Source organism: Duganella sp. LjRoot269 (assembly GCF_964254095.1).
In the GTDB taxonomy this organism is placed as follows: Bacteria; Pseudomonadota; Gammaproteobacteria; order Burkholderiales; family Burkholderiaceae_D; genus Rugamonas; species Rugamonas hordei.
The window spans coordinates 3866852-3887964 of sequence record NZ_CAXUSL020000001.1 but is presented as its reverse complement, the minus strand read 5'-3'; the positions used below and the strand labels follow the sequence as shown (position 1 = coordinate 3887964).

Genomic DNA, 21113 nt, shown 5'->3' with positions numbered 1-21113 from the left:
ACGTTTCCTATTATCGGAATGCTGCCGTAACAAACCACGTATAGGGTATAAAAAAATGAATACACCTCCGTATCGACAGCGCTTGCAGCTGCACCAGCTACGCAAGCTTCCCATCCAGGGCTTGCCACTGGCCCTGACCTTGCTGCTGGCCGCTTGCGGCGGCGGCAGCGCCGATTCCACCGCCAACGCGCCGCGCACCTTGAGCGCAATGAAAGTCCAGGGTGGCGCCGTGGCGACGGCCGAGACCGCGTTGACGCCGGTCAGCGCCATCGCCAGTTCGTCCGAGCGCGGCGACCTGTCCGGTGCGGCCGCCATCGACCACAACGAAGGCACCCGCTGGAGCAGCGGCTTTAGCGACGACCAGTACCTGACGCTGGACTTCGGCAGCACGCAGACCATCACCCGCGTGCGCATCGATTGGGAAAACGCCCACGCCACCCAGTACTTGCTGCAAGTGTCCGACGACAATTCGACCTGGACCACCATCAAGACTGTCGACAACAGCCAGGGCGGCACCGAGGACTTGACCGGACTGAACGGCCGGGGCCGCTACCTGCGCATGAAGGGCGTCAAGCGCTCGACCAATTATGGCTATTCGATCTTCGAGATCCAGGCCTTCACCGGCAGCCCTGCCACCACGCCGCCGCAGGACCCGATACCCGATCCGCCGCCCACGGTGCCGGTCGACGTGAGCAAGCCCGGCGTGGCCATCAAGCCGGTGGCGGCGACCTCGTCGGCCACGGAAAACGGCGGCCTGTCCGCCGCCATGGCGATCGACGGCAAGACCACCACCCGCTGGGCCAGCGCCTCCGAGGACGGCGCCTGGATACAGTTCGACTTCGGCGCCAAGGCCCAGGTCGGCTACATGAAGCTGCTGTGGGAAAATGCCTACGGCAAGCAATACAACCTGCTGGTGTCGGACGACGGCCAGAAGTTTACGACCATCCGCACGGTGACCGCCGGCCAGGGAGGCACCGAGGAGTTCTTCAACCTCGGCGTCAACTCGCGCTACATCCGCCTGCAGGGCGTGGCCCGCGCGACGCAATACGGCTACTCGCTGTTCGAGGTCGAGTTCAAGACGCCGGGCAGCGACAACACCCTGTCCAGCGCCACCACCTCGGCCTTCAAGTTCCCGGCCAGCGGCGCCGGCCTGGCGCCGTTGCCCGCTGCCGAAGCACTGGAGTCGCTGCAGTTCACGCTGCCCGACGGCACGCTGGTGACCCGCTTCGGCGCGCGCGGCCTGGCCCGCCACGGCCGCGAGCGCGGCGAGGAATGGAATGAAATCGGCTACGGCCCGAACGAGACCGTCGATCCGGTCACCGGCCTGCCGGTCGACAAGGGCCCGGGCAACTACCTGACCTTCGTGCCGCAGTACTTCAAGAACCGCAGCTGGGGCGTCGAGGTCATCGACAACAGCCGCGTGGCCGGCGTCACCAAGCCCACGCTGACCGTCAACCAGTACACTACGGTCGACTTCCTCAAGGGCGGCGTGGCGTTCTTCCGCGCCATCGACCGGCCCGGCGTGACCGGCTACGGCTGGATGGCGCCGGGCCAGCTGGTCGACGACAACATCGCGATCTGCAAGCCGACCGCCTACCCGGCCAACAACCGCCTGACCAATGCCAACGGCATCAACGGCGGCTGCACCATCCAGGTCAGCAACTATCCCGGCATGACCGCGCTGGACGCCAACGGCTTCCCGAACGGCAAGGACATCCCTGCCCGGCCGCTGGTCGTCGGCGACGTGATCGAGGTGTCGCCGTCGATGTTCAGCACCACCGCGTCGATGACGGCCAAGGGCGACACCGGCGGCATCCGCTACTACTCGCAGGAATGGGTGTACGTGGTCGGCTCCGGCCTGAAGCCGTGGTACGGCGTGCAGCCGCGCCTGAACTCGGTGCCGCTGCCGGATGAAACCCTGTCCGGCGGCCAGGGCTCGGTGTCCTACAACTACTCGGACAACGCGTTGTTCATGTTCCAGCAGCCGCACAACAACATCGGCATGCAGAACATGCAGCGCTTCGTCGAGGGACGCCGCCTGTTCCACACCAACTTCACCACCGGCGACCACAACGAGCCGGGCAACGACCGCTACGACGGCGCCGTCGGCCTGCAGGGACAACGCTACAACCAGTCCTCGTGCTTCGCCTGCCACGTCAACAACGGCCGCAGCCCGGCGCCGACCGCGCTGAACCAGAAGCTCGACAGCATGTCGGTGCGGGTGGCGTCCATCGACGCCAGCGGCAACCAGCTGGCGCATCCGCAGTACGGCGCGACCGTGCAGATGAACGCGGTGTCGCCGACCGGCGCGGCGCAGAACTGGGGCACCAACGTCAAGGTGGCCGCGTTTGAAACCAGCACCGTGACGCTGGCCGACGGCACCAAGGCCGAGCTGCGCAAGCCGACCTTGGCGTTCGAAGGCCCGGTGCCGGATGCGTATTCGCTGCGCGCCGCCCAGCCCATCATCGGCGCCGGCCTGCTGGAGGCGGTGCCGGAAGCCGACATCCTGGCGCGCGTGCGCAGCACGCCGGACGCCGACGGCGTCAAGGGCACGGCCAACTTCGTCTACGATCCGGAAAGTTCGGCGGTGCGTCTCGGCCGCTTCGGCTGGAAGGCGTCCAAGGCGACCTTGCGTCAACAGGCGTCCGCCGCGCTGCTGCAGGACATGTCGGTGACCTCGCCGGTGTACCGCAACCGCAGCTGCGGCACCGATCCGGCCGGCTGCTCGAGCGCCGTCGCGCAGAAGGGTATTTCGGAAGCGGACCTGCAATCGATCTCGCGCTACCTGGCGCTGGTGGCCGTGCCTGCGCAACGCAGCCTGGCCAGCGGCTTCCCGAAAGGCGTGGCGCCTATCGACGAGCTGAACGTCAATCCGGCGCTGGTGTCGGCCGGCGCCAAGGTGTTCCAGGGCATGCGCTGCGTGGCCTGCCACACGGCGGAGATGAAGACCGGATCGGGCCACCTGTTTGCCGAGCTGCGCAACCAGACCATCCGTCCGTACAGCGACCTGCTGCTGCACGACATGGGCACCGGCCTGGCCGACAAGCTGGTCGAAGGCCAGGCCAAGGGCGGCATGTGGCGCACCGCGCCGCTGTGGGGCATCGGCTACACCGACAAGGTGATGGGCAACAGCGCCAAGGTCGGCTACCTGCACGACGGCCGCGCCCGCAACCTGACGGAAGCCATCCTGTGGCACGGCGGCGAGGCGGACGTAGCCCGCCAGCGCTTCGAGAAACTGTCGAAGGCCGACCGCGACAGCCTGCTGGCGTTCCTGAAGTCGCTGTAACGTAGCATTCGCCAGCCGCCGGACAGTCCAGCTGTCCGGCGGCTTTTTATTTACGCAACCGCACGGATGGACCTGCGCCGCAACAACAGGAACACCGCCGGCACCACGAACATCGACAGCAAGGGCGCGGTGATCATGCCGCCCACCATCGGTGCCGCGATGCGCTGCATGACCTCCGCCCCCGTGCCCGACCCGATCATGACCGGCACCAGGCCGGCGATGATGACGGCGACCGTCATCGCCTTCGGCCTGACGCGCAGCACGGCACCTTCGCGTATGGCGTCAAGCAGGTCCGCCTCGCCCGGAACGCCTTGCGCCAGCCGGGCTTCCCACGCGTGCTTCAGGTACAACAGCATGATGACGCCGAACTCGGCCGACACGCCCGCCAAGGCGATGAAGCCGACGTCGCTGGCGACCGAAAGGTTATGGCCCAGCGCCCACAGCAGCCAGATGCCCCCGGCCAGCGCGAACGGCAACGTCGCCATGATCAGCACCGCCTCGTCGACGCGCTTGAAGGTCAGGTACAGCAGCACGAAGATGATCAGCAAGGTCATGGGCACGACGATCTTGAGCTTGGCCGTCGCGCGCTCCAGGTATTCGAATTGTCCGGACCAGGACACGGAATAGCCGGCCGGCAGCACCACCTCCCTGGCGACGAGTTGCTGCATCTCATGCACCGCCGAGCTGAGATCCCGGCCCCGGATATCGACATACACCCAGCCCGACAGGCGCGCGTTCTCGCTCTTGAGCATGGGCGGACCGTCGTCGATGTGGATGGTGGCGACGTCGCCTAGCCGTATCTGCGCGCCGCGCTCCGTCTGCATCGGCAGCTCGCGCAATTTCTCGACCGAGTCGCGCACCTCGCGCGGATAGCGCACATTGATCGGAAAGCGCTGCAAGCCCTCGACCGTCTCGCCGATGTTGTCGCCGCCGATGGCGCTCGACACGACGCTCTGCACGTCGGCGATGTTCAGGCCATAGCGCGCCGCCGCGTCGCGGTCGATATGGATATCGACGTAGCGCCCGCCGTTGAGCCGCTCGGCAAGCGCCGACGACACGCCCGGCACGCGCTTGACGACCCGCTCGATCTCGCCGGTGATGCGGTCGATCTCCCGCAGGCTCGCGCCGGCCACCTTGACCCCGACCGGGCTCTTGATGCCGGTGGCCAGCATGTCGATGCGGTTGCGGATCGGCGGCACCCAGATATTGGACAGCCCCGGCACCTTGACGATGCGGTCGAGCTCGTCGACCAGCTTGTCGGTGGTCATGCCGGGCCGCCACTGATCGCGCGGCTTGAACTGTATCGTCGTCTCGAACATTTCCAGCGGCGCCGGATCGGTGGCGGACTCCGCCCGGCCGGCCTTGCCGAACACGGACTGCACTTCCGGCACGGTCTTGATCAGCCGATCGGTCTGCTGCAGCAGCTGCGCCACCTTGCCGGCGCCGATGCCGGGCAAGGCGGACGGCATGTACAGCAAGTCGCCCTCGTCCAGCGGCGGCATGAATTCACCACCCAGGCGCGACATCGGCCAGATCGTCAGCAGCGCGATCACGCCGGCCGCCACCAGCGTGGCTTTGGGACGGCGCAGCACCACTTCCAGCAGGGGCCGATAGAGCGCGATCAGCCACCGGTTCAGCGGATTTTTTTGCTCGTCAGGAATGCGTCCGCGGATCAAATAACCCATCAGGACCGGGATCAAGGTCACCGCCAGGCCGGCAGCCGCCGCCATCGCGTAGGTCTTGGTGAAGGCCAGCGGCGCGAACAAGCGTCCTTCCTGTGCCTCCAGCGTGAACACCGGAATGAAGGACAGCACGATGATCAGCAGCGAGAAGAACAGTGCCGGGCCGACCTCGGCTGCGGCGTCGCCGATCACGGTCCACTGGGCCTCGCCTGCCAGCCGCTGGCCGGGGTGGACGTGATTCCATGCCTCGATATGCTTGTGGGCGTTCTCTATCATCACGACCGCCGCGTCGACCATGGCGCCGATGGCGATCGCGATGCCGCCCAACGACATGATGTTGGCATTCACGCCCTGGTAGGACATGACGATGTAGGCGATCAGTATGCCCAGCGGCAGCGACACGATGGCCACCAGCGCCGAGCGGATGTGAAACAGGAAAATCGCGCAGACCAGCGCGACGACGATGAATTCCTCGATCAGCTTGTGCTCCAGATTGTCGACCGCGCGCTTGATCAGGTTGGAGCGGTCGTACACCGGAACGATTTCGACCCCGGGCGGCAGGCTGGCTTTCAGTTTGCCGAGTTTGGCCTTGACGGCCTCGATGGTTTCCAGCGCGTTCTTCCCGGAGCGCATGACGATCACGCCGCCGGCGACTTCGCCCTCGCCGTCGAGGTCGGCGATGCCGCGCCGCATCTCCGGCCCCAGCCCGACGCGCGCCACGTCGCCCAAGCGCACGGCCACGCCCGCGTCGGTGGCCGCCAGCGGAATTTTCCGGAAGTCGTCGAGCGACTGCAAATAGCCGGACGCCCGCACCATGTATTCGGCCTCGCCCAGCTCCATCACCGAGCCGCCGCTTTCCTGATTGGCGCGCTGCACGGCCTCGATCACCTTGCCGTGCGGGATGGCATAGGCGCGCAGCTTGTCGGGATCGAGCACGATCTGGTACTGGCGCACCATGCCGCCGACGCTGGCCACTTCCGACACGTTCGGCACCGCCTTGAGCTCGAATTTCAGGAACCAGTCCTGCAGCGAGCGCAGCTGCGACAAGTCGAGTTTGCCGCTGCGGTCGACCAGCGCGTACTCGTAGATCCAGCCCACGCCTGTCGCATCCGGACCGAGCGCCGCCCTGGCCTGCGCGGGCAGACGGGATTGCACCTGGTTCAGGTATTCCAGCACGCGCGACCTGGCCCAGTAGGGATCGGTGCCGTCCTCGAACAAGACATAAACGAAGGAATCGCCGAAGAAGGAATAGCCGCGCACGGTCTTCGCCCCCGGCACCGACAGCATGGTGGTGGTCAGCGGATAGGTCACCTGGTTTTCGACGATTTGCGGCGCCTGTCCCGGATAGGTCGTGCGGATGATCACCTGCACGTCGGACAAATCCGGAATCGCGTCAAGCGGCGTGCGCGCCAGCGACCATACGCCCCAGGCGGCGATGAACACGGTCGCCAGCAGCACCAGGAAGCGGTTGACGATAGACCAGCGTATCAGTCTGGCGATCATTTGCTCGCTCCCGCCGGCGCCATGGGCATCGTCGCGTCGTCCATGCGGCTCGTCGTTCCCTTCAGGCTGGCCTCGGAATCGAGCAGGAACTGGCCCGACAGGACAATTTTCTGCCCTGCGGCCAAGCCCTTGCGGACCTCGGTCAAGCCACCGCCCTCGCCGCCCAGTTCCACATCCACCGGCTGGAACTTGCCGCCGTCCCGGGCCAGCACCACCACGCTGCGCGTGCCGGTCTGGATCACTGCCTCCGACGGTACCAGCAAGACATCGGCAGCGCGGTTGGACGCGAACGTGATCGTGGCGAACATGCCGGGAACCAGTTGTCCGCCGGTGTTGGCCAGTTCGATACGTGCCTTGAGCGTGCGCGTCGTGGTGCTCACTTCCGGCAGAACCGCGCCTACCCTGCCCTTGAACATGCTCCCCGGAAGCGCCGGCGCGCGCGCCTCGACGGTGTCGCCGGTTCGCACTCTGGCCGCCATGTTTTCGGGTACGTCCGCGTTCACCCAGACGGTGGAAAGGCCGTTGATGCGAAACAGCTGCGTCCCCGGCGCCACGGTCATGCCTTCGCGCGCGCCAAGCTCCGTGACCACGCCGCCGGTGGGCGCGTAAATGGTGGTGCGCGGCTGAACCTTGCCACTCGATTCGACCAGCCGGATCTGCCCGTCGGACATGCCGGCAAGCCGCATGCGCTGGCGCGCACCGTCGACCAGCGAGGCAGTATCGCCGCCTTGCATGCGGCGCGCCGCCAGGTATTCCTCCTGCGCCGCGATCCAGTCGGGCACGTACAATTCGGCCAGCGGCTGCCCCTGCCGGACCGGGTCGAGCGGAGCGCGCACATACAGGCGCTCGACAAAACCGTTGCTGCGGGCCTGGACCAAGGCCACGTCGCGCTCGTTGTACGCGACGCTGCCGACCGCGACCACACCGGAGGGCAGCTTGCCGGCAGTGACTATCGCCGTCCGCACGCCCAGGTTTTGCTGGACCCGGGGGCTGATGGCGACGCCACCATCGTCGCTGTCGGCGCCGGCATAGACCGGCACCAGTTGCATGTCCATGAACGGCGACTTGCCCGGCTTGTCGAACTTTTGGCCGGGCACCATCGGGTCATGCCAGTAGAGCGGCTTCTTGCCGGCGGGGCCAGTGGCCGCCGTCGCTTCGTCATGTTTCGGCATGGCTTGCATGCCCTGATGCACGCCAAATTGATAGATGGCGTAACCGCCGGCGGCGACGGCGATCGCGATCAACAGCGCGAGCGTTTTCTTGTTCTTCATTTGGATTCCTGAGGAAAGAGGAAATTCAGTTGTGCCCACAGCCGCGCGGTATCGAGCTCAAGCTGCAGCGCCTGCATGCGGGTTTCCGATTCGTTGCGTCTTGCGGCCAGCACCTCGGCCAGCGTCGCCTTGCCGCCACGGTAGGCGGCCAGCACCGCCTGGCTGCGTTCGCCGGCCAGCGGCAGCACTTCGCGCGCATACCGGGCAACCCGCTCCTTGCCGCTCTGCCACTCGACGATCATGGCGCGGGTCGCGGCGACATGGTCGCGCAGCATCTCGTCGCGCTCGGCTTTGGCCTGCTCGGCCATGGCGAGCTTGGCGGCCAGGTCGCGGTCCTGCCGGTTCTTCCTGTCCCATTGCAGCGGCACCGAAATGCCGACCGACACCATGTTCGAATAGGCAGGGCCGCGCTGTTGGAACGCGACCTCCACGCTCCAGTCGGCGCGCCGGTTGGCCTGCGCCAGCTTGACGTCCGCTTGTGCGATGTCCTCCTGCCGGTTCAGCACCGCGATCTGCGAATGGTGAGCGAGGTCGCCGTCGAGCGAGGCCGGATCCAGACGGATGTTGTCGATGTCGGGCGCCCCGGCCACAGTGGTCTCACCGCCGGTCCACCGGGCCAGCATGGTGCGCGCGACGCGAAGGCGGCGTCCAATTTCGCTGCCGCGGTCGTCGAGTATGAGCAAGGCGGAACGGGCCGCGAGGATGTCGGCCTGACTGCCGCGCCCGCCACGGTGGGCGGCCTCGGCGGCCTCGATCTCCTGGCGCGACAGGGCCGTCTGCTTGATAACGGCCTCGGCCATCTGTTCGGTGTAGAACACCTCCAGCCAGGAGATCGCGGTGTCGCGTTGAACGGCGGCCGTTGCGGCCTCTTTTTCGGCCTGCGCCTTGTCCGCTTCACGTTCAAGGCGCGCGGAACGCCAGTGCAATTTGTCGGCGCTCGTCAATTCCTGCGATACACCGACGCGCCGCATGGTCATGAAGTCATTGCCCAGACTGAACCGGTCGGCACCGCTGACCGGCAGATTATCGACGCCCAGCTTGAGCACGGGATCGGGCAGTTGGCCGGCCGCGACCGCCATCTCGTGTGCGGCGGCCGCCGCCTGATCCTGCGCGCTCAGCTGGCGCGAGCGGGCGACTGCTTGTTGTTGGGCCTGGGCCAGCGTCAATGGCTGGGGCGCCGCCTGCGCAGCGTGGGCGGCGGCGAGGAATACGAGCGCGATCGTCGACGACAAGCGAAGACGACCGGCGCGCGCATAAAAATGCACGAATAACAGGGATGACATGGTAGCTCCAGAATGCGATGGACAACATCGCGCTCGCCGGTCCTGGCGACGCGATGACGAACTAGGCGGTCTGGAGTTTTAAATGCGGAAACAGCAGTTGCGGATGGCGACGGGCGGCGCCGTGCTTCGCGTCAGCGCGACCGGCGGATAGGGCTTTGCTTCAGGAATCGAGACAGCAGCGAAAAACTGCAAATCCAGCACGAGCGCAGCCGGCACGAACGGCGGCACGTCGGCCGTTGGTGTTTTATCGAGCGACTGTTTGGACGGCTCGCCATGCGCGTACAGGTGGCAAAGCGCCGGCCGCGCAGCATCCATGCCTTGGCAGTTTGGCATGTCGACCATGACGGCCTGCGCCGATGCCGCACTACCATTGCTTCCCGCCGGCATTCCCGGACACACGTACGACGCCACAGCAAACTGCATATACAGCATGCTGAGCATCGCGACGATGGCCGTCAGAAAGCGCGAGAAACGGGAAGTCTTCATTGATGAGAAGGCACTATTCGGATAATTATTTCAAGCCTATCATAGTTCGGGGCGGGGGCCATCAGGCCGCCTGCCCGCACGCTTATCGACCGGCCTCTCCAGCCAGGACTCGCGCCAATAAAGATCGCTCGAGCGAGGACAATTTGCCACGCACGGACCGCCGCACTGGATGCCTTTAAGGACCACGGTATTTGCGAGGGGGATCATCTTGCCCGTCTTTTCAAGTATCATTTTCCGGATCGGGAAGGCCACTTCGTACTGTTTGCCGATGGCAGGCAACATGGTCGGCACGAAGCCCAGGCCCTTGTTCTTACCTTGGGGATCGAGTTGCCGGGCGATCTCCGGAGCGGACTTGACGCGTACGATATCGCCGGCCGCCAGGGCGAGGTCGCCCCTGGTGGGATGGGCGTTCTCGCCCAGGATGGCGTTGGGCTCCTCCCCATCCGACAAGCGTCGCCGCAGCGTTAGCCACACCAGAGTCAGGAAGTCCCTCAGCCGGACCTCACCGGTCCACACGTCGCAGGCGAAGGCAGCGACTGCCCAGCGCGACAAGGGTTTGGTGGCCGCGAGCAGCTCGGTGGATTGGCAAATATAGCGCTCGCCGTCACGGGTGACGAAACGTTGGGCCGGGACGGCGGGCGGAGCATGGGCGGCTGCCGGCTTGGCCCCGGGAGCGGGTACCAGCCACCGTTCGTGCCAGAAAAGCAGGCAACGCCGTTCGCAGCCGTCGTGAAACTCGCCGCCGCAACGGGACGCCTCCAGGAAGACGGCTTTGCCCAAGCGGCGCATGCCGTAGCCCTCCACACAGGTTTTGTCCGCGCGCCGATGCACATTCAGGACGGCGCCGCAGAAGCGGGCCATCTCCGGCATGAACAGGATGCCATCGCATTTACCCTTCCCGTCGAGCGTTGCCAATATCTCTTCGAGAGAACGTACTTGCACCGGCATACCATGCACCAACCGCTTCATGTTGCCTCCCCAGGCAAAGGTCCACTGACAATTTTCTGACCTTTCCCCGACAGAGGCTTTGACCTTGCGCATGCGACGCGACATCCATGCCGGCATTCCCGGGCACACACATCAGTGGCCGCTATGTCCGGTCGGCTTACGCACGGTCATTTCGACATCCGGCTGATTCACGGCCGGCATCGACTGCCCGCCCGCGCTGTAGTTGCGCGCCGGTTCGGGCAGCGCGCCAGTCCATTCACGGGCCACCGTGCCGGGCGGATGCTTGTACCAGCCCGGATCGGTGTAGTCGCCCCGCTTCTGGTCCTCGCGCACCTTGACCACCGTGAACATGCCGCCCATCTCGACGCCGCCGAACGGTCCCTCGCCCATCATCATCGGCAGTGTGTTTTCCGGCAGCGGCATTTCCATGCCGCCCATCGAACCACCCTTGTCGCCCATGGTCATGTAGGACGGGACGATCTTGTTGATCTTCTCGGCAATGCCGCTGTGGTCCACGCCTATCATGTTCGGCACGTTGTGGCCCATCGCGTTCATCGTGTGGTGCGACTTGTGGCAGTGGAACGACCAGTCGCCCGGCTCGCTGGCGACGAACTCGATCGCGCGCATCTGGCCGACCGCGACGTCGGTGGTCACCTCGGGCCAGCGCGCTGCCGGCGGAATCCAGCCGCCGTCGGTGCCGGTTACCACGAACTCGTGGCCGTGCAGGTGGATCGGATGGTTCGTCATCGTCAGGTTGCCGACACGGATGCGCACCTTGTCGCCCTGCCGCACCGGCATCGAGGCGATGCCGGGGAACACGCGGCTGTTGAAGGTCCACAGGTTGAAGTCCAGCATCGTATTGGTCTTGGGCGTGTAGCTGCCCGGATCGATATCGTAGGCGTTGAGCAGGAACACGAAGTCCCGGTCCACCGCGTGCTGCGTGTGGTCCTTCGGATGCGTGACCCAGAAGCCCATCATGCCCATCGCCATCTGCGTCATTTCGTCGGCGTGCGGGTGGTACATGAAGGTGCCTGGCCGCCTGGCGACGAACTCGTAGACAAAGGTCTTGCCCGGCGCGATGCCCGGCTGGGTCAGGCCGGTCACGCCGTCCATGCCGTTCGGCAAGCGCTGGCCGTGCCAGTGCACGCTGGTGTGCTCGGGCAGCTTGTTGGTGACGAAGATGCGCACGCGGTCGCCCTCCACCACCTCGATCGTCGGTCCCGGCGACTGGCCGTTGTAGCCCCACAGATTGGCCTTCATGCCCGGGCCCATCTCGCGCACCACCGGTTCGGCGATCAGGTGGAATTCCTTGACGCCGTTATTCATGCGCCACGGCAGCGACCAGCCGTTGAGCGTGACCACCGGATTGAACGGACGGCCGTTCGGCGGCAGCGGCGGCACATGGGTGTCGGCGTTGTTCATCGTCACCGCCTCCGGCAAGGTGGCCGCGCCGGCCTTGCTGACGGCGGCCGCGCTGACGGCCACGGCGCCCGCGCCCTTAAAGAAATCTCTGCGTGAAATCATTGTGGGTTCCTTGTGTCGTTGTTGCCGCCGCCGTTGATGGCGCCTTGCAGTTGCGTTTCGGCGATCCAGAAATCGCGCTGGGTGTCGATGGCGGTGTTGACGCTGGCGAGCTGCTCACGCGCATCGGTCAGCAGTTCGAACACGCTGGCCAGCATGCCGTTGTAGCGCAGCAGAACCTCATCCGATATCTGTTTGCGCAGCGGCACCACTTCATCCCGGTAGTGGCGCGCGATGTCGTAGGTGGTGCGGTAGGCGGAATACGCCACCCGCACGTCGGAGCGGGCGCGCAATGCCGTGTCGGCGGTGCGGTGCACGGCCTGCATGTACTGCGCCTGGGCGCGGGCGACCTTGGCGCCGCCCCAATCGAACAGCGGCAGTTCCAGCGAGACCTGATAGCCGTTCTCGCGCGGCTTGCCGCTGGTGCTCTTGTTGGCGTAGCCGGCGTCGAACACGTTGATGAAGCCGGTGGCCCTGGTCAGGCCGAGGGCGTCGGCGGTGGCTTCGGTATCGCGCCGCGCGGCCAGCACATCAAGGCGCTGCGCCAAGGCCTGGGCTTCCGCGTTATTCATTTCCTGCAGCTGCGGCGGCAAATCCGGCAAGCGATCGGGCAGCGTGAAGCTCTGCTGCTCGCTAGACAGGCCCAGCAGGCGGACCAGCTGTTCGCGCGAGGCCAGCGCTTCATGGCGCGCGCGGGCCAGCTGGGTCACCGCCTCCTGATGGAAGGCGCGCTCCCGGGCCTGATCGAGCTTGCTCCAGTTGCCGGCCTTGGCCATCTGGGCCGCCAGCTCGGACGATGCTTCGGCGGCAACCTGCACCTGCTCGGCAAACGCCGCCGATTGCGCGGCCGCCACCGCCGTGAACCAGGCGCGGCGCGTGTCGCCGGCCAGTTGCACCGCTTGCGCGGCGGCCTGCAGCTTGGCCTGCTCGAAGCGGCCGGCCTCGATGCGCGAGCGTGCCGGCAGCGTCAGCAGGCCGGCGATGTCGAACATGATGCCGCGGTCGATTTCGGTTTCGCCGCCGCCGCGTATGCGGCCAAAGCTCAGGCTGGGATTGCGCAGGCGGCCCGCCTGCACCAGGTCGGCCTCCGACGCGCCCAGCTCGGCAAACGAGGCTTTCAACGCCGGGCTGTTCATCAGCGCGATGCGCACGGCGCTGTCGGCCGTCAGCGGCTGGGCCAGCAGGAGTTGGACTTGTTGATCGTTGTTGGCGCCATCCCTGGCGAGGGCGGCGGGCTGCCCGATGCGCTCGGCCGTCAGGCGTGAAACGTCGTTCATGCCGCCGTCGGCGGACAAGCTGGCGCAGCCGCCAAGCAGCAAGGCGCCGGCCGCCAGCAGCGGTAATCGAAAATGAGTCATGTTGATTCCTGGAAAATGTCGAACAAACGGGCTAACCCGTGGCTACGGCAAGCTCAGGACAGGCGAGGAGGACGCTCGAGCGTAGCGGGAATGTAGGCGGTCATGGCCGGTTCTCCGGCGCTGATGCCGCTGCCGGAATATACGGCCGGCAAGGTGACGGCCGGCACGCCCGGCGGCGCCGACGCACCGGCGCAGCAGCCGGCGCAATGATTGCATTTGCCATGCTCGCCGGCGCTTGCCTTGCTCTTGCCGGCCTCGGCGGACGCGCAATGGCCGGCATGCGCCGCCGGCTGCGCCGCCACCGGCGCCGGCATCGTCAGCGCGGCGATGGGCATGACGGCGGCCGCCACGGCCTGCAAAGGCAAGGCGGCGATCAACATCCACAACAGGAACCGAACGAGTGTGCGCATAGTGGTCAGCATGGTACCGCAGTCACTCCGACCACGGCAAGTATGCAACAATACACCTTCCTATTGCGGGAAGGTCAAGCGAAAGCGAGGAAATTATGAAACGCATATGGACTATCATCGGCGTTGCCAATGTCGCGCTGAGCTTCAGATGGTACCAGTCGCTGTTCGGCTGCGGCTGTTCTTCCGCGTGGATGACTTCGATGAAGCCCTGCTGCGCGCAAGCACGCTGGCCCCAACACTGGAAGAAGAACCTCATCTAAACCCCGCCACGGGTACCCGGGAATTCGCACTCAGCGATCCCGGCGGCTACTACGTCATGGTCAGCGCGCTCACCGCCTTCGTCACTTCGAGCGGCGGGTTCTGAGGCCGTACCAGGCGCCCGCCAGCACCGGTATGCCCAGGGCGACGGCGGACAGGTAGTCCCACACGCCGTCGCCGACCAGCGCCGAAATCAGGCCGATGATGGTGAGGACAGCCAGCACAATCGGCGCGCCCCACAGCCGCATGAAGGCGCCGTTCATCGCCCGCCTCCCTTTCTCTTCAACCACAGATACAGGCCGCTGCCCAGCACGATGATGGTGGCGATATCCAGCATCGCCCACAGGAACTGCATCCATCCGCCACCGTAGTCGCCGAAGTGCAGCGGCTGCGAGATCAGCATGGCGGTCAGATACCACGGCAGCGCGCGGCGGTCGGTGACCTGGGTGGTTTGCGCGTCGATCAGCACCGGCTTGTACAGGCGCGAAGTCAGCGCCTCGTCGCCGCGCATGAAGACGCCGTAGTGATGCGGACTGGCGAACGGCGTGCCGGGGAAGGCGACGAAGCCTATCTTCATGCCCGGTTCGGCCGCGCGCGCGTTGACCAGGGACTTCTGCATCGAGCCCAGCTTGGCCGGCGGCGGCTGGCCTTTGTACGGCGCGATCATCTCGGCCATCTCGGTGAACTGCCAGTACTTCAGCAGCAGGTCGGCCCAGGTATTGATCATGCCGGTGGCGCCGACCACCAGCGCCCAGGTCAGCGTGACCACGCCCAGCAGGTTGTGCAGGTCCAGCCACTTCAGGCGCGAGCCGCGCTCGCGCCGCACCTCGCCGAAATCCAGCTTGCGCATGAACGGCGCATACAACACCACGCCGGTGACGATCGCGACCACCAGCAGCAATCCCATCAAGCCGAGGAACAGCTTGCCCCACAAGCCGGCGTACAAATCCACGTGCAGGTGGAACATCACGCCGATGAAGCTCCCCTCAAGACTGGGCTGCGCCAGCACCCTGGCGGTGCGTGCGTCGACCGCGATGGACTTGTAGCCTTCGTCGGTGGGATGGTCGCCCAGGGTCAGGTTCCAGATGTTCGGCTCGTCCGCTTCCTGCGAGATGTACATCATGATCTTGCCGGGATACATGGCCTTGCCGGCGGCGATGATGGTGTCGAGGTCCGCCTTTGGCGCGTCGGGTGCCATCTCGGGTGCCTGCACGCCGTTGCCCAGCAGATGGTCGATTTCGTGATGGTAGATCAGCGGCAGGCCGGTCAGGCACAGCAGCAGCATGAAAACGGTGCAAACCAGGCTGCTCCATTTGTGTATCCATGCCCAGCGGCGTACGGTATTGGTGTTCATTCCGCAATGATAATGCAAATCACTCTCATTCAGTGGCGAAAATCGCCCATCGCCGATATAATGAGAATCAATCGCATTTAAATGAAGAATAAATATGCCCACGTCCGCTCTGAAACTGTCCCCGTTCGCCCTTGCCGCCGCCCTGCTGATGCATGCCGCGGCGCAGGCTCAATCCGCATCCGCCGCATCCATTCCGACCGTCGTCATCAGCGCTTCGGCCGATGCATCGGCCGATGGCCTGTCCAAGGACTACGCCGGCGGCCAGGTCGCGCGCGGCGGCCGCCTCGGGCTGCTCGGCAATGTCGACATGATGGACACGCCTTTCAACACGCTGAACTTCACGCAAGCGCTGATCCAGGACCAGCAAGCCCGCAGCGTCGCCGACGTGCTGCAGAACGATCCGTCGGTGCGCGTGGCGCGCGGCTTCGGCAACTACCAGGAGCTCTATGTGATCCGCGGCTTCCCGGTCAATTCGGACGACCTGGCCTACAACGGCTTGTACGGCCTGCTGCCGCGCCAATTCGTGGCGTCGGAACTGCTGGAGCGCGTGGAAGTCTTCCGCGGCGCGAACTCCTTCCTGAACGGCGCGGCGCCGGGCGGTGGCGGCGTGGGCGGCTCGATCAACCTGCTGCCCAAGCGCGCCAGCAACAACCCGCTGACCCAGCTGACGCTGGGCGTCGAAACCGGCGGTCAGGGCTATGCGGCGGTTGACATCGGCCGCCGCTTTGGCGCAGACGGCAACACCGGCGTCCGCGTCAACGCCGCCCGCCGCGACGGCGACACCGGTGTCGACCGCGAACACCGCGAACTGACCGTGGCATCGGTCGGCGTCGACTTCGAAGCACGCTTTTTCCGCCTGTCCGCCGACGTCGGCTACCAGGACCACAAGCTGAAAGGCGCGCGTCCCAGCGTGACCGTCAACACCGACATCGCCCTGCCCTCCGCGCCTGACGCCAGCAGCAACTGGTCGCAGAAATGGACGCACTCGAACGAGCGCGACACCTTCGGCACCCTGCGCGGCGAGGCAGACCTGGCCAGGGACGTGGTGGCGTGGGCCGCGTTCGGCGCACGCAGCGGCGACGAGTCCAACATCCTGGCCGCGCCCACCGTCAGCAAGACCGACGGCAGCGCCAGCATGTACCGCTTCGACAACGAGCGCCACGACAGCGTGCGCACCGGCGAGATCGGCGTGCGCGCCAGGCTGAGCACCGGCGCCGTCGGCCACAACCTGAGCGCGACCGCATCCAGCTACTGGCAGGAATCGCGCAATGCCTATGCCTTCAGTAATTTCAGCGGCTTTGCGACCAGCATCTACGCACCGGTCGACGTGGCAGCGCCGGCTGCCGACTTCTTCGCCGGCGGCGTGTTGAGCGATCCCAAGCTGACCAGCAAGACCATCCTGTCCAGCTACGCCGTGGCCGATACGCTGTCGCTGCTGGACGACAAGCTGCTGGTGACGATCGGTGCACGCAACCAGACCATCAAGACCGACAGCTATGACTACAACAACACCGCCACGCTGTCGCACTACAATGAAAGCAAGGTGACGCCGGTGGCCGGCATCGTCTACAAACCATCGAAGAACGTTTCGCTGTACGCAAACTATATCGAAGGCCTGCAGCAAGGCGCCGTCGCTTCCGGCCAGAACATCGACAACATCGGAGAAGCATTCGCGCCGTTCACGTCGAAGCAGAAGGAAGTCGGCGTCAAGTACGATGGCGGCACGCTGGGCGCCAGCGCGGCGCTGTTCACCACCAACCAGCCGTCGGCCTATGTGCAGAACAATCACTTCGGCGTGTTCGGCGAGCAGCGCAACCAGGGCCTGGAGTTGACGGTGTTCGGCGTTCCGCTGCACGGCCTGCGCGTGCTGGGCGGCCTGACGCTGCTCGATGCAAACCAGCGCGTGACGGCCGGTGCGGTCAACCAGGGCAAGGACGTGATCGGCGTGCCGGATACGCAGCTGAACATCGGCGCCGAATGGGATGTGCCGGGCGTTCGCGGCCTGGACCTGAATGCCCGCGCCCTGTACACGTCGTCGCAGTACGCGGACGGCGCCAACAAGCAGCAGCTGCCGTCGTGGAACCGCCTGGACATCGGTGCCAGCTACGCCACCCGCATCGCCGACCGCAACGTGACCTTCCGCGCGCGCATCGACAACGTCGCCGATAAAAACTACTGGGCCTCGGCCGGCGGCTACCCCGGCTCCGGCTACCTGGTACTGGGCGCACCGCGCACGATCGTGGTATCAGGCTCGGTCGATTTCTAATCTACAGCAGCACGACCTTGTCGGGCAGCTCGTTGCGGCGGGCGCCGTGGGATGGGAAGTATGTCGTCAGCAAGCGGGTGATCGCCTGGATGCCGTCGATGACGCCTTGTTCGTAGCGTCCGCCGCGAAACGCGGTTTCCATGCCGCGGCAGATTCGCTCCCATTCGGGCGCGCCGGTCTTCGCGTGCACGCCGCGATCGGCCACGATTTCCACCGAATGATCGGCCAGCAGCAGGTAGATCAACACGCCGTTGCGCTCATCGGTATCCCATATCCGCAGCAGCGAAAACATATCGATCGCGCGCTCCCTCGCGGATTGATCGCGGTACAGAAGCGAAGCCGGCAGGCCTCCTTCCACGGCAAAACGGATTTCGCCCAGGTGTGCCGCTTCGCTGGTCTTGATCTCCTGTTCAATGGCGGCCAATGCGCTTGGAGGGAACGCGCGCTCCACCTGCCAATGCGTCAACACTGCATGCCGCAAGATGCGCTTCATGTTGATCTTCATGTTCACCACCGTCCCGAGGCGCCGCCACCGCCGAAGCTTCCGCCTCCGCCGTGAAAGCCGCCCGATCCACCGCCGAAGCCGCCGCCATAATGCCGTCCGGCCATGCCGAGCGCGCGTCCACCCACCAAGGTGAAGAACAAAGCCAGCACGCCAGCAATCACGGCGGCGGACAACGCTCCCGCAAACAGCCAGGCAAGGAAGGCCACCAACCCGCCCGTCATGATCGCGCCGGGCAGCCTGCCCAGCAACGCGCGCAGGATGCCGCCCACGACCAGCGCCAGGACCAGCAGCACAGGCAGGTATGATCCCACGCCGCCATCCGCTGCCGGTCGGGCCGGCGCAGGCAACGGCTCACCCTCAACGACGCGCAGCATGCCGTCGATGCCGTCGCGAATGCCGCCATAAAAGTCGCCCTGCTTGAATTTCGGCGTGATGACCTCACTGATGATGCGCTTGCACACAGCATCGTTGAGCACACCCTCGAGGCCATAGCCGACCTCGATCCGCATGGTACGGTCGTCCTTGGCGACGATCAGCAACGCGCCGTCATCCACTTTCTTGCGGCCCAGCTTCCATTGCTCGGCCACGCGCAGGGAATACTGCTCGATGGTTTCCGGGGCGGTGGAGGCAAGTATCAGCACGCCGATCTGGCTGCCCTTCTTCGCTTCGAAGTCCTGCAGCACCTGTTCCAGCGACGCCTTCTGGTCCGAGGTCAGCGTGCCGGTCGTGTCGGTCACCCGCGCCGACAACGGCGGCACAGCGACCTGCGCACCAGCGGCGACCGCCCAGCCCAGCAGGCAGACAAGCAACAGGACTCTTGCAAGACTAAGCGCTCTCACTGGCCACCTCCCGGCGCGGGATTTGGCGGTGGACGCGTGGCAGGTGAAAAGTCGACCTTGGGCGGCACCGCGATGGCGCGCTCGTCCGCCACGCTGAAGTTGGGCTTGACCGTGTAGCCAAACGCCATCGCCGTCAGATTGGTGGGGAAGGAACGCACGGTCACGTTGTAGTCCTGGACTGCCTTGATGTACCGGTTGCGCGCCACGGTGATGCGGTTTTCAGTGCCCTCCAGCTGCGCCTGCAAATCGCGAAAGTTGGCATCGGCCTTCAGCTGCGGGTAGTTCTCCGATACCGCCAGCAAGCGGGACAGCGCACCGGAAAGCTCGCCCTGCGCACGCTGGAATTTCTCGAATGCCTGCGGATCGTTGAGCAATTCCGGCGTGGCCTGGATCGTCCCCACGCGCGCCCGCGCCTGCGTCACCTCGGTCAGCACGGTGGCCTCGTGCGACGCGTAGCCTTTGACGGTGTTCACCAGGTTGGGAATCAGATCCGCGCGCCGCTGGTACTGATTCACCACTTCCGACCAGCCGGCCTTGATCTGTTCGTCCTGCGCCTGCATCGCGTTATAGCCGCAGCCGCTCAAGCCAAGCAGCAGCATCGCTAGCGCTACAAATTTCCAATATTTCATGAGATTGCCTCCGGTCATCGGCTTATCTCAATGATATGGCTCAAAACATCGACATTCCTTGATGTAAATCAAGCGCGGAAGTATGACCGGCGTGCCCAACCATAGGCTTTCAATCAGTAAATCTCACGGCGCAGGCGCTGCATTTGCAGGTCGTGACGCTCCGCCCAGCGGCGGGCGTCGTCCAGCTGGCGCTCCAGGCGCTGGATATAGTCGGACAGTTCACGGCGCTCCTGCTCGCGACGGGCGTCCTGCCTTTTCGTGTCGTCGTTGACGACGCGGTCCTTCGCTTCCAGATTGGCGCGAATCTCGCGCTCCAGGCGTCCCAGGCGATTGCGGTTGTCGCGTACGCGGCCCGACAGTTCGTTCACGTCGCTGACGGCCTGGCGGTATTTGACGGCGGCCACCTCGTAGTCCTGGCCGCTGACGTAGGCGTGCTTCAACTGGTTGCGCAGCTCGGCGCGGCAGACATCCACCGCCATGCCGCTGTTGGCGCGGCCGCGTTCGAAGGCGTTGTCCGGCACACAGTACCTGGCGTTCTGTTCTTCCCACGCCGCCGTGTACACGCTGCGCGTGGCGGGAATGACGAACACGCCGTTGCGGCCGGCGTTGGCGATGCGATCTTCCAGCAGGAAGGGCTTGCCGTAGCCGTCGTCCTCGCCGGCCTGGCGCCAGTAGTCCGTCAGGCGCGCCTCCCACGCCAGGCGATATTCGGTTTCGTAGATCTTCAGGCCCTTGGCGCGGGCTTCCTTGCCGCGCGCGGTGAAGTCCTTGCCGCTGACCGCGTCCTGCGTGCCGAGATTGCGCCAGTAGTTGATGATCTCCGCGTTCCACGCGGCGCGGTAGGCTTCTTCCTGCACCTGCACGCCGGCGTTGCGGGCGGCGGAGGCGCGGTCGCGGAACTCGCTGTCCGGCGTGCCGTTGCGGGCGTCGGTGTAGCCGGCGTCCTGCCAGAAGGTGCGGTTGCCGATCTGCCAGCCGTCGCCATACGCGGCTTCGTCGTAGCGCAGTTGCATGGCGGCGGCCTTGGCGCGCGCGGCCTCCCGTTGCGACAGCGGCTTGCCGTCCGTGCCGTCGCGCCGGCCCAGCGTTTTCCAGTATTCCGAATTCCCTAGTGCCCAGCCCGCGTCGTAGGCCGGACGGTTGAGCGGCGTCTTGTGCTTGCGTACCTCGTCGCCGACCACATGGACGTCGTAGTGCGACGGCTGCATGCCCGCCGCGCCGTCCTTCTGGCCCAGCACCGACCACAGGTCCCAGTTGCCTTGCGCCCAGCCGTTGATGTATTGCGCCTCCGAGCCGGTGGCGGCAGGCTTCTTGTCGTTGGCGTGATCGTCGCAGAAGTCCTTGCGCTCGGCGTAGTCCGGCGGATCGCCTGCCAAGCCATCCTTGTGGCCGATGGCGGTCCAGTCGCCGACCTTGCAGTCGGCGATGCGCTGGGCCGTGGATTGGCAACCGGCCAGCAGCAGCGGCGCGATCAGGATCAGGGCGTGAAGTCGGTTCAGTTTTGTCATTGCCCG

The 21113-nt window shown here is 65.6% G+C and carries 17 protein-coding genes; 3 read left to right on the top strand and 14 right to left on the bottom strand.

Annotated elements, in window-relative coordinates; all coding sequences use genetic code 11:
• The first annotated feature begins 55 nt into the window (after positions 1 to 55).
• Positions 56 to 3286: a di-heme oxidoredictase family protein gene (locus ACSQ3S_RS17385; protein ID WP_436143167.1), complete on the top strand. Its 3231-nt coding sequence runs from the start codon at positions 56 to 58 to the stop codon at positions 3284 to 3286.
• Positions 3287 to 3336: 50 nt separating this feature from the next.
• Here the strand turns inward: ACSQ3S_RS17385 and ACSQ3S_RS17380 are convergent, their stop codons facing one another.
• The 8 genes from ACSQ3S_RS17380 to ACSQ3S_RS17345 all read right to left on the bottom strand — a co-directional run bounded on the left by ACSQ3S_RS17380 (position 3337) and on the right by ACSQ3S_RS17345 (position 13760).
• The gene (locus ACSQ3S_RS17380) at positions 3337 to 6471 is read right to left on the bottom strand and encodes an efflux RND transporter permease subunit (protein WP_436143166.1); all 3135 of its coding nucleotides are present in this window, start codon (positions 6469 to 6471) and stop codon (positions 3337 to 3339) included.
• Positions 6468 to 7742 carry an efflux RND transporter periplasmic adaptor subunit gene (locus tag ACSQ3S_RS17375; RefSeq protein ID WP_436143165.1) on the bottom strand — a complete coding sequence of 425 codons (1275 nt, stop codon included), beginning with the start codon at positions 7740 to 7742 and terminating at the stop codon, positions 6468 to 6470. Before ACSQ3S_RS17375 ends, ACSQ3S_RS17380 begins: the two co-directional genes overlap by 4 nt.
• Complete coding sequence (locus tag ACSQ3S_RS17370) at positions 7739 to 9025, bottom strand: TolC family protein (RefSeq protein WP_436143164.1); 1287 nt, start codon at positions 9023 to 9025, stop codon at positions 7739 to 7741. Before ACSQ3S_RS17370 ends, ACSQ3S_RS17375 begins: the two co-directional genes overlap by 4 nt.
• A 78-nt stretch (positions 9026 to 9103) precedes the next feature.
• Positions 9104 to 9511 carry a hypothetical protein gene (locus ACSQ3S_RS17365; RefSeq protein ID WP_436143163.1) on the bottom strand — a complete coding sequence of 136 codons (408 nt, stop codon included), beginning with the start codon at positions 9509 to 9511 and terminating at the stop codon, positions 9104 to 9106.
• Positions 9512 to 9550: 39 nt separating this feature from the next.
• Positions 9551 to 10552 carry a hypothetical protein gene (locus ACSQ3S_RS17360; RefSeq protein ID WP_436143162.1) on the bottom strand — a complete coding sequence of 334 codons (1002 nt, stop codon included), beginning with the start codon at positions 10550 to 10552 and terminating at the stop codon, positions 9551 to 9553.
• Positions 10553 to 10591: 39 nt separating this feature from the next.
• Positions 10592 to 11983 (bottom strand): multicopper oxidase family protein, encoded by a 1392-nt coding sequence (locus ACSQ3S_RS17355; protein WP_353403642.1) that lies wholly within the window; start codon positions 11981 to 11983, stop codon positions 10592 to 10594.
• Positions 11980 to 13338 carry a TolC family protein gene (locus ACSQ3S_RS17350; protein WP_436143161.1) on the bottom strand — a complete coding sequence of 453 codons (1359 nt, stop codon included), beginning with the start codon at positions 13336 to 13338 and terminating at the stop codon, positions 11980 to 11982. Before ACSQ3S_RS17350 ends, ACSQ3S_RS17355 begins: the two co-directional genes overlap by 4 nt.
• 53 nt (positions 13339 to 13391) lie before the next feature.
• Positions 13392 to 13760, bottom strand: coding sequence for a hypothetical protein (locus ACSQ3S_RS17345; RefSeq protein WP_436143160.1), 369 nt, complete (start codon positions 13758 to 13760; stop codon positions 13392 to 13394).
• 136 nt (positions 13761 to 13896) lie between these two features.
• Between ACSQ3S_RS17345 and ACSQ3S_RS17340 the strand changes: the two genes are divergently transcribed.
• Positions 13897 to 14112: a hypothetical protein gene (locus ACSQ3S_RS17340; protein ID WP_436143159.1), complete on the top strand. Its 216-nt coding sequence runs from the start codon at positions 13897 to 13899 to the stop codon at positions 14110 to 14112.
• On the opposite strand, the gene ACSQ3S_RS17335 is transcribed toward ACSQ3S_RS17340, so the two are convergent.
• Together ACSQ3S_RS17335 and ACSQ3S_RS17330 are read right to left on the bottom strand one after the other, a co-directional pair.
• Positions 14090 to 14269, bottom strand: coding sequence for a hypothetical protein (locus tag ACSQ3S_RS17335; protein WP_353403638.1), 180 nt, complete (start codon positions 14267 to 14269; stop codon positions 14090 to 14092). The two genes, ACSQ3S_RS17340 and ACSQ3S_RS17335, sit on opposite strands and share 23 nt — an antisense overlap.
• Positions 14266 to 15360 carry a PepSY-associated TM helix domain-containing protein gene (locus tag ACSQ3S_RS17330; protein WP_436143158.1) on the bottom strand — a complete coding sequence of 365 codons (1095 nt, stop codon included), beginning with the start codon at positions 15358 to 15360 and terminating at the stop codon, positions 14266 to 14268. Before ACSQ3S_RS17330 ends, ACSQ3S_RS17335 begins: the two co-directional genes overlap by 4 nt.
• Positions 15361 to 15454: 94 nt before the next feature.
• Here ACSQ3S_RS17330 and ACSQ3S_RS17325 point away from each other — a divergent pair, with 94 nt between their 5' ends.
• On the top strand, positions 15455 to 17626 hold the full coding sequence (locus tag ACSQ3S_RS17325) for a TonB-dependent receptor (RefSeq protein ID WP_436143157.1): 2172 nt from the start codon (positions 15455 to 15457) through the stop codon (positions 17624 to 17626).
• Between the two features lies 1 nt (position 17627).
• Here ACSQ3S_RS17325 and ACSQ3S_RS17320 read toward each other — a convergent pair whose 3' ends face one another.
• The 4 genes from ACSQ3S_RS17320 to ACSQ3S_RS17305 form a co-directional block, all read right to left on the bottom strand.
• Entirely contained in the window at positions 17628 to 18125 is a 498-nt protein-coding gene (locus ACSQ3S_RS17320; protein WP_353403685.1) for a TPM domain-containing protein, read from the bottom strand.
• Between the two features lie 8 nt (positions 18126 to 18133).
• Entirely contained in the window at positions 18134 to 18970 is an 837-nt protein-coding gene (locus tag ACSQ3S_RS17315; RefSeq protein WP_436143156.1) for a TPM domain-containing protein, read from the bottom strand.
• Positions 18967 to 19599, bottom strand: coding sequence for a LemA family protein (locus tag ACSQ3S_RS17310; RefSeq protein ID WP_413446122.1), 633 nt, complete (start codon positions 19597 to 19599; stop codon positions 18967 to 18969). The genes ACSQ3S_RS17315 and ACSQ3S_RS17310 overlap by 4 nt, the downstream gene beginning before the upstream one ends.
• 113 nt (positions 19600 to 19712) lie before the next feature.
• On the bottom strand, positions 19713 to 21107 hold the full coding sequence (locus ACSQ3S_RS17305) for a DUF2799 domain-containing protein (protein WP_436143155.1): 1395 nt from the start codon (positions 21105 to 21107) through the stop codon (positions 19713 to 19715).
• Positions 21108 to 21113 lie beyond the last annotated feature (6 nt).

Coding starts and splice junctions, on each gene's coding strand:
- ACSQ3S_RS17335 (WP_353403638.1), bottom strand. CDS start 14,269: ATGAACGGCGCCTTCATGCGGCTGTGGGGCGCGCCGATTGTGCTGGCT.
- ACSQ3S_RS17305 (WP_436143155.1), bottom strand. CDS start 21,107: ATGACAAAACTGAACCGACTTCACGCCCTGATCCTGATCGCGCCGCTG.
- ACSQ3S_RS17340 (WP_436143159.1), top strand. CDS start 13,897: ATGGTACCAGTCGCTGTTCGGCTGCGGCTGTTCTTCCGCGTGGATGAC.
- ACSQ3S_RS17365 (WP_436143163.1), bottom strand. CDS start 9,511: ATGAAGACTTCCCGTTTCTCGCGCTTTCTGACGGCCATCGTCGCGATG.
- ACSQ3S_RS17310 (WP_413446122.1), bottom strand. CDS start 19,599: ATGAAATATTGGAAATTTGTAGCGCTAGCGATGCTGCTGCTTGGCTTG.
- ACSQ3S_RS17375 (WP_436143165.1), bottom strand. CDS start 7,742: ATGAAGAACAAGAAAACGCTCGCGCTGTTGATCGCGATCGCCGTCGCC.
- ACSQ3S_RS17360 (WP_436143162.1), bottom strand. CDS start 10,552: ATGCGCAAGGTCAAAGCCTCTGTCGGGGAAAGGTCAGAAAATTGTCAG.
- ACSQ3S_RS17355 (WP_353403642.1), bottom strand. CDS start 11,983: ATGATTTCACGCAGAGATTTCTTTAAGGGCGCGGGCGCCGTGGCCGTC.
- ACSQ3S_RS17370 (WP_436143164.1), bottom strand. CDS start 9,025: ATGTCATCCCTGTTATTCGTGCATTTTTATGCGCGCGCCGGTCGTCTT.
- ACSQ3S_RS17380 (WP_436143166.1), bottom strand. CDS start 6,471: ATGATCGCCAGACTGATACGCTGGTCTATCGTCAACCGCTTCCTGGTG.
- ACSQ3S_RS17325 (WP_436143157.1), top strand. CDS start 15,455: ATGCCCACGTCCGCTCTGAAACTGTCCCCGTTCGCCCTTGCCGCCGCC.
- ACSQ3S_RS17350 (WP_436143161.1), bottom strand. CDS start 13,338: ATGACTCATTTTCGATTACCGCTGCTGGCGGCCGGCGCCTTGCTGCTT.
- ACSQ3S_RS17330 (WP_436143158.1), bottom strand. CDS start 15,360: ATGAACACCAATACCGTACGCCGCTGGGCATGGATACACAAATGGAGC.
- ACSQ3S_RS17345 (WP_436143160.1), bottom strand. CDS start 13,760: ATGCTGACCACTATGCGCACACTCGTTCGGTTCCTGTTGTGGATGTTG.
- ACSQ3S_RS17385 (WP_436143167.1), top strand. CDS start 56: ATGAATACACCTCCGTATCGACAGCGCTTGCAGCTGCACCAGCTACGC.